This is a genomic window from Rhizobium sp. PP-CC-3G-465, from assembly GCF_004343445.1.
Lineage (GTDB): Bacteria > Pseudomonadota > Alphaproteobacteria > Rhizobiales > Rhizobiaceae > Ferranicluibacter > Ferranicluibacter rubi.
Map to the genome: position 1 here is coordinate 39911 of NZ_SLYH01000011.1, position 14915 is coordinate 54825.

Here is a 14915-nt window from a genome sequence, read left to right on the forward strand (position 1 = left end):
GAGCGGCGCGGGCTCGTGGTTGGGGCTAGCGGCTGACGATGGCGAGACGGGGCTGGAGCCGGGGGCGGACCGGCACCGGCTCGATGGGAACGGCCGGGGCAGCGGCATGCCGGCCGAGTGCGGCCTTGGCGAGCATGGTGCGAATCAGGTTGTTCTGCGGGGCGTGCGCCCTGCCGGAAAGCGCGTCGCGGTGATGCCGCTCCAGCGGGTTGTCACGGTTGATGCCGGGATTGCCGCCGAGTTCCAGTGCCAGCGTGGTTGCGGCAACGGCGTTTTCGATGACCGTGTGTTTCACCGCCGCCGCATCCTGCCCGAACGGCCGCCCGGCGTCGAAATCCTCCGCGATCGAGCGGAGGAGGCGGCGATTGACCGTCAGCAAGGCCTCGATCTGGCCGATGCCATCCTGAATGCGCGGAACCGTCGAAAGCGGAGCGCCAAGGCTCGCGGGAGCCCTGCTCGTTGCAAATTCGATCAACCAGTCGCGTGCACCGCGCGCAGCACCGTCATAGATGGCCGGTACGAGCGTGAAATACCAGCCGCCCACGCGTTCGTCGCGCTTCAGGCCTTCTCCGGCCGGCGCAAGATCCAGCGCATCTTCCAGAGGAATCGCCACATCATCGAGGATCAGATCGTCGCTGTTGGTCGCGCGCATGCCGGTGGCGTTCCAGGTCTTCTCCACGCGGATGCCATCGGCATCCGTCGGCACCAGGAAGGAGCCGAGGCGCGGTTCCGGCTCGTCGGTCACGGCGAGAACCGAGACCCATCGCAGAAGCGGAATGCCGGTCGCATAGGTCTTGTGTCCCGTGATCCGCCACGCGTCACCCACGCGCCGTGCAACGGTTTCGGGAAGCGCGCCATGCGAGGGAGACCCGACGCGCGGCTCCACCTGCGCGGCGTTGATGAGAGCGACACCGTCCCGGTTGGCCTTCGTCACCCGCTCGACCAGATGCTTCGGCCATTGGCCGGAAACGCGGAGCGAATAGTGCTGGTTGTAGTGCATCGAGAGGACCAGTGCGGTGGACGGCTCGCCGCGGGCGATGGCGGATATGACCGCCAGCGCTTCCGTCAATCCACCGCCGAGGCCACCGTGCTCGACCGCAGTCACGAGACCCAGAAGCCCGGCCTCGTGCAGCGCGTCGAAATTGGCGAAGGGAAACTCGCCGGTTTCGTCATAATGCCGCGCGGTCAGTGCAAAGCGCTGTCCGAGCGCTTCGGCCGTGGCGATCACCGCCGCAAAATCTCCGGACGTGGTCATGACGCTCTCCGATCAGGCGACGGCACGGGTGTCGAGCAGGGCCCAGGGACGGTGATCGACCCAGTCGCCGATAGCGAAGTCGGCGGCGAGGAACCCCCATGCGTACAGGAAATCCTTGTAATGGCCGATGGCGTCGACCAGCTCCGGCTCGAGCCCGATGCCGAGATGCCGGTGCAGGTCCGGCCCGTTGGCAGACGCGACGACCTCTTCGGAAGCCCCGACCTCGCGGGCGACGAAGCGGCGCACTTCGTCCGGATGGCTTTCCGCCCAGGCGCCGGCGCGCTGCAGGGTCTCGAGGAGGCGGGCGACGAGATCCGGCCGGTCCTCGGCCAGCCGTTCATCGACGGTCAGGATGCGCGGTGAGCCGGAATTGATGCGGATTTTGGGATCGGGGTGAAAGCCGAACTCGGTCACCGTGCGGGTCGCAAAGAGATTGGCGACGCTGATGCCCGGCGTGCCCTTGACATAGATGGCATCGACCTCGCCGCGCAGCAAAGCGGCGATTTCCGGCCCGTAGGCCTGCCGGTTGCGAAGGCCGTAGAGCTGCGGGCCTCCGCGATCGTCGAGCACCGAGCCTTGAATGGCGATATCGACGATATCGACCTCGTGGGGACCGAGCCCCTCCAGCGAGAGCGCCGAGACGAGGCCCTTCAGCGCCGTCGCCGCCATGAAATCGACGATGCCCGGCGGCCGGCGGGGGACGCCGAACCGACGGCCGACGAGGTCCCGGATCGTCGCGATGCCGGAGTCGGGCAGGGTGATGATCGCCTGAAACTCGTCCGTCCAGGTGATGCCGACGAGCCGGGTTGGATTGCCTTCCGAGCGCGCCCGGATCGGAGGTACGTTCCCGCCGTGGCGGAAGGAATAGTCGAGGTGATGGGTGAAATGGCTGGATCGGACGTCCCGATCCTTGCTGTCGATGATGGAGCGAAGCGCGATCCCCTCCCTGGCGAAGGTTTCCTCCAGCAGACCGAGTTGCGAGGCGAGCCCGACCGGGGTCGGGACAGGGCAGCGTGTATACCAGATCTGAGAAATGGCGTTCTGAATGGTCATGCTGCCCTCCTGTGGCGTCCCGTTTTCCGCCTGCTCAAAACAGGCAATGGCTTTTCTCTCGTCCGACCGAACCGCAGATATTCATCTCTCGTATAGTGCAATAAATAGAAGAATATTCTATTTAAGACCTATATCCGGCCGATACTGAAAACGTCATTTTGAAAAATTGCCGATATCGGGTGCAATTTTCCGTCACTACATTTGACAAAGACTACAGATTTTGTCAACTACTAATTGGACGGATGGCGCCTTCCCTCGCTTCCGGATGGATTGGTCCGCACAAGCGGAAGGCTCGAACCTGAAAGGTGGAGGACGATGGCAGCGCTGCTGAGAACCGTGCGAACATTGCGACGCACGCTGCTGCACGCGATCCCGACGCTGCTCGGCATCATCGTCCTGAACTTCTTCCTGCTCCAGCTTGCACCCGGCGATGCGGCCGATGTGATGGCCGGCGAGGCGGGGTCGGCGACGGCGGAAAGCGTCGCGGCGCTCCGCTCACGCTTCGGCCTCGACAATCCGGTTCTCATGCAGCTCGGGGACTATCTTAACAACCTGGCGCATTTCAGCTTAGGATTTTCGCCGCGCTACGGCATGCCGGTCGCCGAGCTGATCGGCCAGCGGCTTCCCGGCACGCTGACGCTGATGGTCTCGGCGCTGGCGATCGCCATCCTGCTCGGCATCGTCCTCGGCGCGCTGATGGCGGCGTTCGCGGGCCGTATCCCGGACCGCCTGCTGTCGATCGTCTCGCTGCTGTTCTATTCCATCCCGAGCTTCTGGATCGGCCTGATGCTGATCGTCCTCTTCTCGGTCAAGCTCGGCTGGCTGCCGAGCGGCGGCGCCGGCACGATCGGGTCTCGATTGACCGGTCTTCCGGCACTGCTCGATACGGCGCGCTACATGGTATTGCCGGCAACCTCGCTCGCCCTGTTCTACGTGGCGATCTACGCGCGGCTGACGCGGGCCTCGATGCTTGAGGTGAAGAACCAGGATTTTGTTCGCACCGCCTATGCGAAAGGCCTGACGCCGTTTCGCGTGACGTCCCGTCACATCCTGCGCAACGCGCTGATTCCCATCACGACCATGGCCGGCATGCATGTCGGCGGCATGCTAGGCGGCGCGGTGGTGGTGGAAACCGTCTACAGCTGGCCGGGCCTCGGCCGGCTCGCCTTCGAAGCCGTCATGGCGCGCGACTTCACCGTCCTGCTCGGCATCCTGCTTCTCTCATCGCTTCTGGTGATCGCGGCCAACGCCGCCGTGGATCTCCTCCACGCCTGGGTCGACCCTCGTATCGGAGCACGCTGATGTCCATCGCCGATGCCGTAAACATACGCGATCGTGCCGCCGAGCGGCAGGCCGCAGCCGCGCAGGAGGCGGCAGCAACCGGCGCTGCGGCCGACGGCCCGGCATGGTCCAACATGAAGGCGCCGGACGCGCGCTCCCAGCAGAGTGCGACGGTCGCAATCACGAATGGCCGGCGGGCGCTGACGGTGTTCCTGACGAACCCGAACGCTCTGTTCGGGGCCGGTTTCCTCGCCTTCGTCATCCTCGTCGCTCTCGCCGCACCGATCCTCTATCCCGAAGACCCCCTGTCCATGGTCGCCCGTCCGTTCCTCTGGCCGGGACAGGACCCGGCCTATCCCCTCGGGACGGACGGGCTCGGCCGGGACGTGCTGGCCGGCATCCTGCACGGCGCGCGCATCTCGCTGTTCGTCGGTCTTTTCGCGACGGTGCTCGGCCTGACATTCGGCGTGCTGGTCGGAGCAACGGCAGGCTACTTCGGCGGCTGGGTCGATGATGTCCTCGTGCGGCTGATCGAGATCTTCCAGACATTGCCGAGTTTCGTGCTGCTCGTCGTCTTGGTCGCGATCGCCCAGCCCTCTGCAACGACCGTGACGCTGGCGATCGCCATCATTTCCTGGCCGACGGTGGCGCGGCTGACGCGGGCTGAGTTCCGGGCGATCCGCGAAAAGGATTTTGTCGTGGCGGCCCGCAGCCTCGGCTACGGCCATGGCCGCATCATCTTCCACGAGATCCTGCCGAACGCACTGCCGCCGATCATCGTCACGTCGTCGGTCATGGTGGCGACAGCCATTCTGATGGAGTCCGCCCTGTCCTTCATGGGCCTCGGCGATCCCAACGTCGTCAGCTGGGGTTCGATGATCGGCACCGGCCGCGAGCTTGTGCGGACCGCCTGGTATCTGACCGCTTTGCCGGGGCTCGCCATCGTCTTCACCGTGCTCGCTCTCAATCTCATCGGCGACGGGTTGAACGATGCCCTCAATCCCCGCTTTTCCCAGGATCGCTGAGCGATGACCTCTTTGCTTCAGGTTGATAACCTCACCATCCGCTTTCCCCGCGCCGAACCCGTGCGCAACCTGTCCTTCGAGATCGGACACAGCGAGACCCTGGCGATCGTCGGAGAATCCGGCTCCGGGAAATCGCTGACGGCTCTGGCGCTGATGCAGCTTCTGCCGCGCGCGGCCGAGATCGCGGCAGAGAGCCGCATTTCCTTCGGCGGGCGCGAGCTGACCGGGCTTGCCGCGCGCGAGATGCGGCATCTGCGCGGGCGCGAGATCGCGATGATCTTTCAGGAGCCGATGACGAGCCTCAATCCGGTCATGACCATCGGCCGGCAGATCGCCGAGGTGCTGATGGTCCATGAAAAGCTGTCGGGCAGGGCGGCGCGCAGGCGTGCGATCGAACTTCTGGAGCTGGTTCGCATCCCCGCGCCGGACAAGCGGATCGACGATTATCCGCACCAGCTGTCCGGCGGCATGCGCCAGCGCGTGATGATCGCCATCGCGGTTGCCTGCAAACCGAAGCTGCTGATCGCCGACGAGCCGACCACGGCGCTCGACGTCACCATTCAGGCGCAGGTGCTCGACCTGCTGGACACGCTTCGGCGCGAGCTCCGAATGGCCGTGATCCTCATCACGCATGATCTCGGCGTGGTGGCGCAATGGGCCGACAATGTCGTCGTCATGTATGCCGGGCGAAAGGTCGAGCAGGCGTTGCCGGGCGACCTCTTCGACGATCCGCTGCATCCCTACACACGCGGCCTGCTCTCGGCCTCGCCCCGGCTCAAGCGCGATTTCCACTATCGCGACGGCCCGCTGACCGAAATCCCCGGCTCCATCGTCTCGGCCGTCGGCGAGGCGGGCTGTCCCTTCCGGCCGCGATGCAACCAGGCGCGGGCCAGCTGCGGCCATCACGTGCCCCCGTTGATCGTTCCGGCGGAAGATCGGCTGGTCGCCTGCCCCTTCACGACATCCAGCAAGGCCGTGCCCCATGCCGCTTCTCTCCGTCTCTGACCTCAAAACCCACTACAAGAGCCGCGACGGCCTGCTGCGGGCCGTGGATGGTGTCGATCTCGTGGTGGAGCGTGGCGAAACCGTGGGTCTCGTCGGCGAAAGCGGCTGCGGCAAGTCCACGCTCGGCAAGACGGTGCTGCGGCTGGTCGAGCCGACGGCGGGCCGGATCGCGTTCAAGGGCGAGGATATCACCACGCGCGATCAGAAAAGCCTGCGCAGCGTGCGCAAGTCGATCCAGATGATCTTTCAGGACCCCTATGCCTCCCTCAATCCGCGCCAGACGATCGGCGAGATCCTCGAGGCGCCGCTGATCGTGCACAAGGCGGGCGACCGCGCCAGACGGCAGCAGGTCATTTCGGGGATCGTCGCCAAGGTCGGGCTGCCGGCGGATTCGATCAACCGCTATCCGCACGAATTTTCCGGCGGGCAGCGGCAGCGCATCGGCATCGCCCGGGCGCTACTCCTCAGCCCGGAGCTGATCGTCTGCGATGAGCCCGTCTCGGCGCTCGATCTCTCCATCCAGGCCCAGATACTCAACCTGCTCGTGGAGATGAAGAAGGAGTTCGGCCTGTCCTATCTCTTCATCAGCCACGATCTCTCTGTTGTGCGCTATTTCGCGGACCGGGTGCTCGTGATGTATCTCGGCCGGATCGTGGAGAGCGCCGACAACGCAACGCTCTGGTCGGATCCGCGGCACCCCTATACGCGGGCGCTGATGGATGCGGTTCCCGATCCCGCACGTCCGCGTCAGGCGGCACCGCTGGGCGGCGACCTGCCGAGCCCCAGCGACATTCCCACGGGCTGCCGGTTCCACACCCGCTGTCCGCTTGCCACCGACCTCTGTCGCACGCACGAACCCGAATTCCGCACCGTTGCACCCGGCCATCAAGTCGCCTGCCACCTTGCGAGCCACATCCACTGAAACCAAGGGAGTTTTTCACGATGGTCGACCACCGCTATCTCGGGCGCAGTGCCCTAAAGGTCTCTCCACTGACGCTGGGGGCCATGATGTTCGGCAACCAGACGCCGGATGACGTCGCCTTCCGCATCATCGACAAGGCGCATGAACAGGGCATCAACTTTATCGATACCGCCGATGTCTACCATGACGGCCAGTCGGAAAAGGTCGTCGGCCGCGGCATCGCCAAGAACCGCGACAGCTGGGTCGTTGCCACCAAGTTCGTGAACGCCCGCAACGTTGGCCCGAACCGCGGGGGCTACTCGCGCAAATGGATCTATCAGACGGTCGAGAACTCGCTGCGCAACCTCGGCACCGACTATATCGACATTCTCTACTTCCACCGCGCCGTGTTCGACGCCCCGCTGGAAGAGCCGGTCCGGGCGATCGCCGACCTCATCAAGGCCGGCAAGCTGCGCTATTTCGGCGTGTCCAATTTCCGCGGCTGGCGCATCGCGGAGGTCGCGCATCTCGCCGACCAGCTGGGTATCGACCGGCCGGTCGCCAGCCAGCCGCTCTACAACATCGTCAATCGCACGGCCGAAGCCGAGCAGCTTCCGGCCGCAGCCGCATACGGTCTCGGTGTCGTCTCTTACAGCCCGCTGGCACGCGGCGTGCTCACCGGCAAATACGCTGTCGGAGAAGCCCCGGCCGCAGATACCCGTGCCGGTCGCGGCGACAAGCGCATGCACGACGTCGAGTTCCGCGAGGAATCGATCGCGATCGCCAAGCAGATCGCCGCCCATGCGCAGGCAAAGGGCATTTCGCCTGCCGATTTTGCCCTGGCCTGGGTGCTGAACAACAAGCTCGTCACGTCCGCCATCGCCGGTCCGCGCACCGAAGCGCATTGGGATGCCTATCTCCGCGCGCTCGATGTGACGCTGGATGCGGAGGACGAGGCGCTCGTCGATCGGCTGGTCGCAACCGGGCACCCCTCCACACCCGGCTTTACGGATCCGGGGCATCCGGTCGAAGGGCGCGTTCCCCGCACATCTGCTCCCTCCGGCGCAGTCGTTCCGCTCGCTCGTTCCCAGCGCGTCGCCTGAATTCGTTTCTTGTCGAACGTGGAGCGCCCGCGTCCCGCACCGAAGCCCCGGACATCGACTCCGGGGCTTTTTCGTCTCTCCTGCTGTCTCGCCTCACGTTTGTTCGCGTCCGCGCGAGGGAACCGGCATTTCTGCGGAGAGGCGGAAAACGCTTGAGTTTTTCCAATCAATCTCACGCGGATAGAAATCTATTATCTCTATAAAATTTATAGACAATATAGTCTGTGATGCATCGCCCGGAGGTGGGTGTCTGACGAATTCGGGCCGTCCGCCCTGCCGGATGGCTGCTTTGGGGAATTTCATGACGATCAAGACGACCTGGGGTCCGACGCCGACCCGCCGCGCCCTCCTGCTTTCCACCGTCGCGCTGGCGGCTACTACCGCCATTCCGCAAGGCGTGTGGGCTGAGACCGAGCCGACGCGCGGCGGCACCGTTTCGATCAATATCGGAACGGAACCGCCCGTTCTCGTGCTCATCGCCCACTCCGCAGGCGCCGCCTACTACGTCAGTGGCAAGGCCACCGAGAGCCTGCTGACCTACGACCGTAATTTTGCCCCGCAGCCGCTCCTGGCAACCGAATGGACGGTCAGCGAGGATGGCCTTCGCTACTGGTTCAAGCTTAGGCAGGGCGTCAAATGGCACGATGGCCAGGACTTCACGGCCGAGGACGTCGCCTTCTCCATCCTGGCGCTGAAGGAAAACCACCCGCGCGGTCGGGCGACCTTCGCCTCCGTGCAGAAGGCCAACGTGCTGGGCAGCCATGAGGTCGAGTTGCTCCTGTCCAAGCCTGCGCCCTATCTTCTCAGCGCCTTTGCCAGCTTCGAAGCGCCGATCGTGCCGAAGCATCTTTATGAAGGCACGAAGATCGCCGAGAACCCGCACAATGTCGCGCCCGTCGGCACCGGGCCTTACAAGTTCGTGGAGTGGGTGCGCGGGAGCCATGCACTCTTCGAGCGCAACGAGAATTACTGGGGCGCACCCAAGCCCTATCTCGACCAGATCATCTTCCGCTTCATCATCGACCCTGCTGCGGCGGTGGCCGCGATCGAAACCGGGGAAGTGCAGATCTCCACCGCCAACCTGCCACTGACGGATATCGAACGCCTCAAGGCCAATCCGAACCTCGTGGTCGATACCGCGCCCGCGCCCTATTCGCCGAGCATTGCGCGGGCCGAGTTCAATCTCGAAAACAAGTACCTCGCCGACATCAAGGTGCGTCACGCGATCGCCCATGCGATCGACAAGGACTTCATCGTCAACACCGTCTATCTCGGCTATGCAACGCGGCTCGACGGCCCGGTCAGCCCCGATCTCGTCAAATTCTATACGCCGGACCTGCCGAAATACGACTTCAGCCCTGAGAAGGCGGAAAAGCTTCTGGACGAAGCCGGCTACAAGAGGGGCGCGGACGGCTTCCGCTTCAAGCTCTTCATCGATCCGACGCAGCCATCCGGTCCTCCCAAGCAGACGGCGGAGTATTTCGCCCAAGCGCTCTCCAAGGTCGGCATCAAGGTCGAGCTTCGCAGCCAAGACTTCGCCACGTTCGTGAAGCGGATCTTCACTGATCGCGATTTCGACATCGCCATCGAGGGTATGAGCAATCTCTATGATCCCACGGTTGGCATCCAGCGGCTCTACTGGTCGAAGAACTTCAAACCGGGCGTGCCCTTCACCAATGGTTCGAGATATTCCAACCCGGACGTCGATCGTCTGCTTGAGGCTGCGGCGGTCGAAATCGACGAGAAGAAGCGGCTGCAGCTTTTCAAGGAATTCCAGACGTTGGTGGTGCAGGACCTGCCGACGCTCGACATCGTCACGCCTTCCGTGATCACGGTCTATGACAAGCGGATCAAGAACCTGAAGATCGGCGTCGAGGACCTCTGGAGCAACGGCGCCGAGATCTCCTTCGAGAGCTGACCGAGCCACGAGAGTTTGTGAGGGATAGGGGGAAACCGGTTATCCCGAGAAGACGAACGAAATCAAAGAAACCGAGCGACCGGAGAAGATCCGGTCGCTCGCGCAGACGCTCATTCCGGGAGGCCTTTGCTTGAGCATCGCCACATTGCAGACGACCAGACGCCCGACACGCGAGGATCTCCTCGCACGCATTCCCGCCTTCACGGCCGAGATCGCAAAGGATGCCGCACGGCGGGACCGCGACCGCGAACTGCCTTTCGAAGCTTTTCGCCTGTTCCGCGAACTGGGCCTCGGCACGTTGCGCATTCCCGTGGCGCTGGGCGGTCCCGGAGGCTCCGCAGTAGACTTTATCGAGATGATCGCTTCGATCGGCGCGGCGGATTCCAACGTCGCGCATGCCTTGCGTTCGCATTTCAATTATGTCGAGAACACGATCCTGAGCGCGCCCGACCGGCGCGATGCCGGCGCGGTGGAGCTGATTCTTGCGGGAAAGCTCTTCGGCGGCGCGCATACGGAACAGGGGACGGCACGGCCGGGGCAGGTCACGACGACCATCGTGCGACAAGGCGACACGTTCCGCTTGAACGGCCGGAAGTGGTACGCGACCGGCACGGCCTTTGCCGATTTCGCCTCTTTCAGCGCTCTGGACGAACAGGGCCAGCCTGTCGGGGTGCTGCTGCCCGTCGAGCGCGAAGGCATCACGATCCTGGATGACTGGGACGGCATGGGCCAGCGCCTGACGGCCAGTGGCGGCGTTATTCTCGACAATGTCGAGGTGTTTCCGCACGAGTTCACGCGGCGAAGCCTCGACGATCTCGTCGGGCGGCACTGTTCCACGCAACGGCAGCTGCATCTTGCCGCCAGCGCGGCGGGTGCCGTGCGCAACGTGCTTTCGGACGGGATTGCCTATGTCCGGCGGCAGGCGCGCTCCACGGCCCACAGCGCAGCCGAAACCGCAAGGCAGGATCCTTTCGTGCAGCAGGTGATCGGAGAGATCGCCGCGAACGCTTTCGCGATCGATCAGGCTGTCGCGGCGGCCGCGGCAGCACTCGACCGGACCGTCGCCGCCTTTGCCCGGCGTAACGAGGCGGAGATCGAGCAGGCGCTCATCTCCAGCGCACTCGCAACGGCGCAGACCCAACTCCTCCTCGGCCAGCTCGGGCCGCGCAGCGCCGAGCGGATGTTCGAGCTCGGTGGCGGCTCCGTCACGTCGCGCGACAACAATTTCGACCGCCACTGGCGCAACATCCGAACCGTCCTCAACCACAATCCCCTGCTGCACAAGTCGCGTGTGGTCGGTGATTATCTTCTGAACGGAACGACGACGCATCTGAAGGAGGGCAAGGTCTTCTAGGTGCGATCCGAATAGACGGGCCGGCTCTTGTCGATAGTGCGTCTGCAATTCCACGGGGGGCGGGAGAGGACGTTGTGCCATATCGAAGGGGCGGCGCCTCCGGGGCCGCCCCTTCGATCCGTGGCATCAGGCGCTGAAGCGCTCCGGGCGGAATGTTTCGAGCAGCGGGTGGCGTTGGCCGGTCGCCATTTCATAGGCGGTGAGTTCGCCGACGATGAGGCCGAGCGTCGCGCCGCTATGGCTGAAGGCGACATGGCAGCCTGGCACGGTCGGCAGTGCGCCCAGCACCGGATCGCCATCGGCCGGAATGGGCTTGCGCCCGGCGGCGTAGGACGCGAGTTCCAACTGGGGATGACCGGAGAGCACTTTGGACGCCTCGGCCAACAGGCCCGATACGGTCGTGTCCTTCACTTCGTAGGCGCCGTCGGCATGGGTAACGACCTCGTCTGCGGCCCAGTCGGCATCGATGACGAAGGCACCGTCCGGGGTGGGGCGCACGGCGACGCGCGGCGTGTTGAGCACGGCTTTCAGCGGATGGTCGATCGGCTTGGTCGTCAGAAGGAGAGCGACCGGCGTGCCATCGAGGATCGTGACACCAAGTTCGGCAGCCATGGCCGGCACGGCAGGGCCGGTGGAGATCAGCACGGCATCCGCCATGTGCTGCACGCCTGCCGTCGTCTGCACGCCGGCGGCGCGGTCGTTTTCGACGATGACGCTGGCGCTGCCTTCGGTGGTGACGAGCGTGCCGCCGAGGGCGGTGACGTCGGCAAGGAGAAGGTCGATCAACGAGGGCAGATCCACCCAGCCTTCGCCGGGATTGAAGATTGCCGAATTCCCCGTGATGGCTGTGGCATCGACGCCGGGCGTCCACTTGTCCACATCGCCGGGCGTCAGATGCTGAGCGTCATAGGCCAGCGATACTTCATGGGCATAGGCCGCCGCGATCTCGTTGGTGGCGTCGTCCGCATCCCAGGTGAGGCCGCCATCGAAGCGGAGCCAGTCCACCGGACCGATCCGGCTCGCCAATGTTCTATACCGGTCGATGCCGGCCATGCGCAGCAGATGGTAGGGATTGGAGCGCATCCGGGCGGAATTCAGCCAGGACAGCGAGCGGCCGGACGCGCCGTTGGCCACCGGGCCGTCATTCACGAGGGTCACGGAAACGCCGCGCCGCAGAAGCTGCACGGCGGTCGAGACGCCGAAGATGCCGGCGCCGATGATGACGGCGGAAGAGATGGTTTTGTCGGACATGGGAGTGTCTTTCACTGCTTGCTTATGGAATGGAAACGGGTTCCCGGTTGACGGAGACGGCGGAGCCGAAGAAGGCGTCTGTATCACGGTGTTCGCGTCACAGCACTTCGGCGAGGAAGCGCCGTAAGCGCGGGCTTTGCGGGTCGTCGAAGATCTGTGCCGGGGTGCCGGCTTCCACCACGCGGCCTTCGTCCATGAACACGACCTGATCGGCCACCCGCCGGGCAAAGCCCATTTCGTGGGTGACGACGACCATGGTCATGCCGCGTCCCCCGAGGTCCGCCATCAGGTTCAGGACGCCCTTGACCAATTCCGGATCCAGCGCGCTCGTAACTTCGTCGAACAGGATGACTTCGGGTTCCATGGCAAGCGCTCGCGCGATGGCGACTCGCTGCTGCTGGCCGCCGGACAGCCCGCCGGGCCGGTGATGCTGGCGGCTGGCAAGGCCGACGTCGGCAAGCCGGGCCTTGGCGATGCGTTCGGCTTCACCGCGCGGCATATGCTTGATCTTGGTGAGAGACAGCATGACGTTGTCGAGGGCGGTGTGATCGGGAAAGAGATTGAAATGCTGGAACACCATGCCGACGCGCCGGCGCAGCTTCTCGGGCTTCATCGCGAGAATGCTGTCGCCATCCAGAAGCAAGGTTCCACCTTTCGGCTCGACGAGGCGGTTCAGGCAGCGCAGCAGCGTCGATTTGCCGGAGCCCGACGGGCCGATGATGCAGGTCACGCTGCCCGGCGTGACGGTGAGATCGACGCCCTTCAGCACGTCGAGTTCGCCATAGGCCATGGTCAGGTCGCGCACCTCGATGCTGCCACCCTTGAAGGCGGTGCTGGTGTCCTTGGTCTGTTGCGCACGGTCGAGTTCTGAGACTTCCTCCAGTCCGCTCGTGACAGTGGTCGTCTTCTGCTTGCCGATCCGCAGGCGGGTGTCGATGGTGTTGACCACATGCGTCAGCGGCACGGTAATGACGAGGTAGAAGACGCCAGCCAAAAGCAGCGGCGAAAGGTTGCCGGTGACGACGGCCTGATCCTGCCCCACGCGGAAGATTTCGCGCTCGGAAGCGAGAAGGCCGAGGAAGTAGACGAGGCTCGAATCCTTCACATTGCCGATGAACTGGTTGACCAAGGCCGGCAGCACCCGGCGCACGCCCTGCGGTACGACGATGATGCGCATGCCCTGGCCATAGCTCATGCTGAGCGCCCGCGACGCTTCCATCTGCCCGCGATCGACGCTCTGGATGCCCGAGCGGAAGATCTCGCCGATATAGGCCCCGGCAATGAGGCTGAGCGCCAGGATCCCCAGCGGATAGGGGGAGGGGCCGAACAGGTCCCGCCCGATCCGCGCGAAGCCCTGGCCGATCAGCAGGATGGTGACGATGGCGGGAAGGCCGCGGAAGATATCGGTGTAGAGCCGGGCGGGAATGCGCAGCCAGGCAGACCGCGATATGCCCATGATGGCAAGGATCATGCCGATGATGACGCCGAAGACCGTGGATGCGGCCGCGAGGATAAGGGTGTTCTTAAGCCCGACCGTGATCATCGTCGGCAGAACTTCGGCCATCGCGTTCCAGTCGAAAAAGCTCCGGCTGATATTGTCGAACCAGTTCATTCAGTCTTCCTTCAAAGTGTCTCCAACCGCCGCCGGCACACACAATGCCGGGCGGCGGCAGATGAATACCCGGCCGCGACATGCGACCGGGTCCAGGCGTCACTTCTTGGGGAGATAGGCATCTGGCATCGGCGAGCCCGGGAACCACTTTTCGTAGAGCGTCTTCCAGGTGCCGTCCTGCATCGCCGCGTGGAGCGCCGTGTTGAATGCCGTCCGCAGAGCGTCGTTGCCCTTGCGGATGACGAAGCCGGCCGGCGCGTCGAAGCTGGGAATATTGATGGCGACCTTCAGCGCGGGATAGCGCGTCGTGTAGTCCTTGGCGGCCTCGTAATCGAGGAAGTGCGCGTCGACGGTGCCGTTGTTCAGGCCCGATATCGCGGAATTGTTGTCCGGAAACTTGACGAGATCGGTGCTGGTGAACGTCTTTTCCGCGTAGATCTCCTGCAAGGTTCCCTGCACGACGCCGAGGCGCTTGCCTTTGAGCGAGGCTGCATCCGTGATCGCAGCCTCTGGCGTGACGACGGAGAGGTAGCCGGCGAGATAGCCGTCGGAGAAATCGACCGTCTGCTTGCGCTTGTCGGTCGTGCCGATGGCGGCAACCGCAACGTCGAAGCGACCGTTCGCAACGGACGGCATCAGGGCTGAGAATTCCTGGCCCGTGAAGATGACCTGTTCCTTCGTGAACCCCATGCGCTTGGCGACGTCGAGGAACAGCTCGATGTCGAAGCCCGTGAAGCCACCCTCGACCGTGGTGAAGGTGTAGGGCTTTGCATCCCCCATCGTGCCGACGCTGATGGTTTGCGGGTCGATCAGGCCATAGGGGTTCTCGGCTGCGAGCGCGGCTGTAGACAGGCCGCCCGAGAGAGCGAGTGTGACGGCAAGGGCTGCCGTTCGCAGAACGGGGCTGAGCGAGAGTTTAGACAAAGCTGAAATCGTCATGATGGTTCTCCGTCTCTGGTGGGTGGGGCGGATCGGCTTTGCAGGACATGAAGAGGCTTCGCCAGACAGAGGATCTCCCTCCGGCGTGACCGTGATGTCATGAGCCGATCTCGTTATGATGAAGCATGAGACCGGTTTCTTTCACAATGAGACCGGTCTCTTGGTGCCTTTACGATTGATATATACGCGTTGACCCGCCGTCAATATCTCTTGTAAAG

12 protein-coding genes are annotated in these 14915 nt (G+C 64.1%); 7 read left to right on the plus strand and 5 right to left on the minus strand.

The features are described from left to right. Window positions 1–25: 25 nt before the first annotated feature. A complete protein-coding gene (locus C8J33_RS22930; protein WP_132665464.1) occupies window positions 26–1255 on the minus strand; it encodes an acyl-CoA dehydrogenase family protein in 1230 nt (409 codons plus the stop codon). Between the two features lie 12 nt (window positions 1256–1267). Next, window positions 1268–2308, minus strand: a complete 1041-nt coding sequence (locus C8J33_RS22935; protein ID WP_132665465.1) for an ABC transporter substrate-binding protein — start codon at window positions 2306–2308, stop codon at window positions 1268–1270. A 315-nt stretch (window positions 2309–2623) separates the two neighbouring features. Here C8J33_RS22935 and C8J33_RS22940 point away from each other — a divergent pair, with 315 nt between their 5' ends. The 7 genes from C8J33_RS22940 to C8J33_RS22970 all read left to right on the plus strand — a co-directional run bounded on the left by C8J33_RS22940 (window position 2624) and on the right by C8J33_RS22970 (window position 10895). Beyond that, complete coding sequence (locus C8J33_RS22940; protein WP_132665466.1) at window positions 2624–3610, plus strand: ABC transporter permease; 987 nt, start codon at window positions 2624–2626, stop codon at window positions 3608–3610. Continuing rightward, window positions 3610–4614, plus strand: coding sequence for an ABC transporter permease (locus C8J33_RS22945; protein ID WP_110802361.1), 1005 nt, complete (start codon window positions 3610–3612; stop codon window positions 4612–4614). The genes C8J33_RS22940 and C8J33_RS22945 overlap by 1 nt, the downstream gene beginning before the upstream one ends. A gap of 3 nt (window positions 4615–4617) precedes the next feature. After that, a complete protein-coding gene (locus C8J33_RS22950) occupies window positions 4618–5619 on the plus strand; it encodes an ABC transporter ATP-binding protein (RefSeq protein ID WP_132665467.1) in 1002 nt (333 codons plus the stop codon). After that, window positions 5597–6541, plus strand: a complete 945-nt coding sequence (locus tag C8J33_RS22955) for an ABC transporter ATP-binding protein (protein ID WP_132665468.1) — start codon at window positions 5597–5599, stop codon at window positions 6539–6541. Before C8J33_RS22950 ends, C8J33_RS22955 begins: the two co-directional genes overlap by 23 nt. Before the next feature lie 20 nt (window positions 6542–6561). Further along, the gene (locus C8J33_RS22960; RefSeq protein WP_132665469.1) at window positions 6562–7623 is read left to right on the plus strand and encodes an aldo/keto reductase; all 1062 of its coding nucleotides are present in this window, start codon (window positions 6562–6564) and stop codon (window positions 7621–7623) included. Window positions 7624–7924: 301 nt separating this feature from the next. Beyond that, window positions 7925–9541, plus strand: a complete 1617-nt coding sequence (locus tag C8J33_RS22965) for an ABC transporter substrate-binding protein (protein ID WP_132665470.1) — start codon at window positions 7925–7927, stop codon at window positions 9539–9541. A 130-nt stretch (window positions 9542–9671) separates the two neighbouring features. Continuing rightward, window positions 9672–10895, plus strand: a complete 1224-nt coding sequence (locus C8J33_RS22970) for an acyl-CoA dehydrogenase family protein (protein ID WP_132665471.1) — start codon at window positions 9672–9674, stop codon at window positions 10893–10895. A 126-nt stretch (window positions 10896–11021) separates the two neighbouring features. Here C8J33_RS22970 and C8J33_RS22975 read toward each other — a convergent pair whose 3' ends face one another. The 3 genes from C8J33_RS22975 to C8J33_RS22985 form a co-directional block, all read right to left on the minus strand. Next, a complete protein-coding gene (locus tag C8J33_RS22975) occupies window positions 11022–12146 on the minus strand; it encodes an NAD(P)/FAD-dependent oxidoreductase (RefSeq protein WP_132665472.1) in 1125 nt (374 codons plus the stop codon). A 97-nt stretch (window positions 12147–12243) separates the two neighbouring features. Beyond that, window positions 12244–13758 (minus strand): amino acid ABC transporter permease/ATP-binding protein, encoded by a 1515-nt coding sequence (locus C8J33_RS27835; protein ID WP_132665473.1) that lies wholly within the window; start codon window positions 13756–13758, stop codon window positions 12244–12246. A 99-nt stretch (window positions 13759–13857) separates the two neighbouring features. Further along, window positions 13858–14697 (minus strand): ABC transporter substrate-binding protein, encoded by an 840-nt coding sequence (locus tag C8J33_RS22985; protein ID WP_110802372.1) that lies wholly within the window; start codon window positions 14695–14697, stop codon window positions 13858–13860. Window positions 14698–14915 lie beyond the last annotated feature (218 nt).

Bases quoted from the DNA above. Each gene is read 5' to 3' on its own strand.
- C8J33_RS22930 (WP_132665464.1), bottom strand. From the start codon at position 1,255: ATGACCACGTCCGGAGATTTTGCGGCGGTGATCGCCACGGCCGAAGCG.
- C8J33_RS22935 (WP_132665465.1), bottom strand. From the start codon at position 2,308: ATGACCATTCAGAACGCCATTTCTCAGATCTGGTATACACGCTGCCCT.
- C8J33_RS22940 (WP_132665466.1), top strand. From the start codon at position 2,624: ATGGCAGCGCTGCTGAGAACCGTGCGAACATTGCGACGCACGCTGCTG.
- C8J33_RS22945 (WP_110802361.1), top strand. From the start codon at position 3,610: ATGTCCATCGCCGATGCCGTAAACATACGCGATCGTGCCGCCGAGCGG.
- C8J33_RS22950 (WP_132665467.1), top strand. From the start codon at position 4,618: ATGACCTCTTTGCTTCAGGTTGATAACCTCACCATCCGCTTTCCCCGC.
- C8J33_RS22955 (WP_132665468.1), top strand. From the start codon at position 5,597: ATGCCGCTTCTCTCCGTCTCTGACCTCAAAACCCACTACAAGAGCCGC.
- C8J33_RS22960 (WP_132665469.1), top strand. From the start codon at position 6,562: ATGGTCGACCACCGCTATCTCGGGCGCAGTGCCCTAAAGGTCTCTCCA.
- C8J33_RS22965 (WP_132665470.1), top strand. From the start codon at position 7,925: ATGACGATCAAGACGACCTGGGGTCCGACGCCGACCCGCCGCGCCCTC.
- C8J33_RS22975 (WP_132665472.1), bottom strand. From the start codon at position 12,146: ATGTCCGACAAAACCATCTCTTCCGCCGTCATCATCGGCGCCGGCATC.
- C8J33_RS27835 (WP_132665473.1), bottom strand. From the start codon at position 13,758: ATGAACTGGTTCGACAATATCAGCCGGAGCTTTTTCGACTGGAACGCG.
- C8J33_RS22985 (WP_110802372.1), bottom strand. From the start codon at position 14,697: ATGACGATTTCAGCTTTGTCTAAACTCTCGCTCAGCCCCGTTCTGCGA.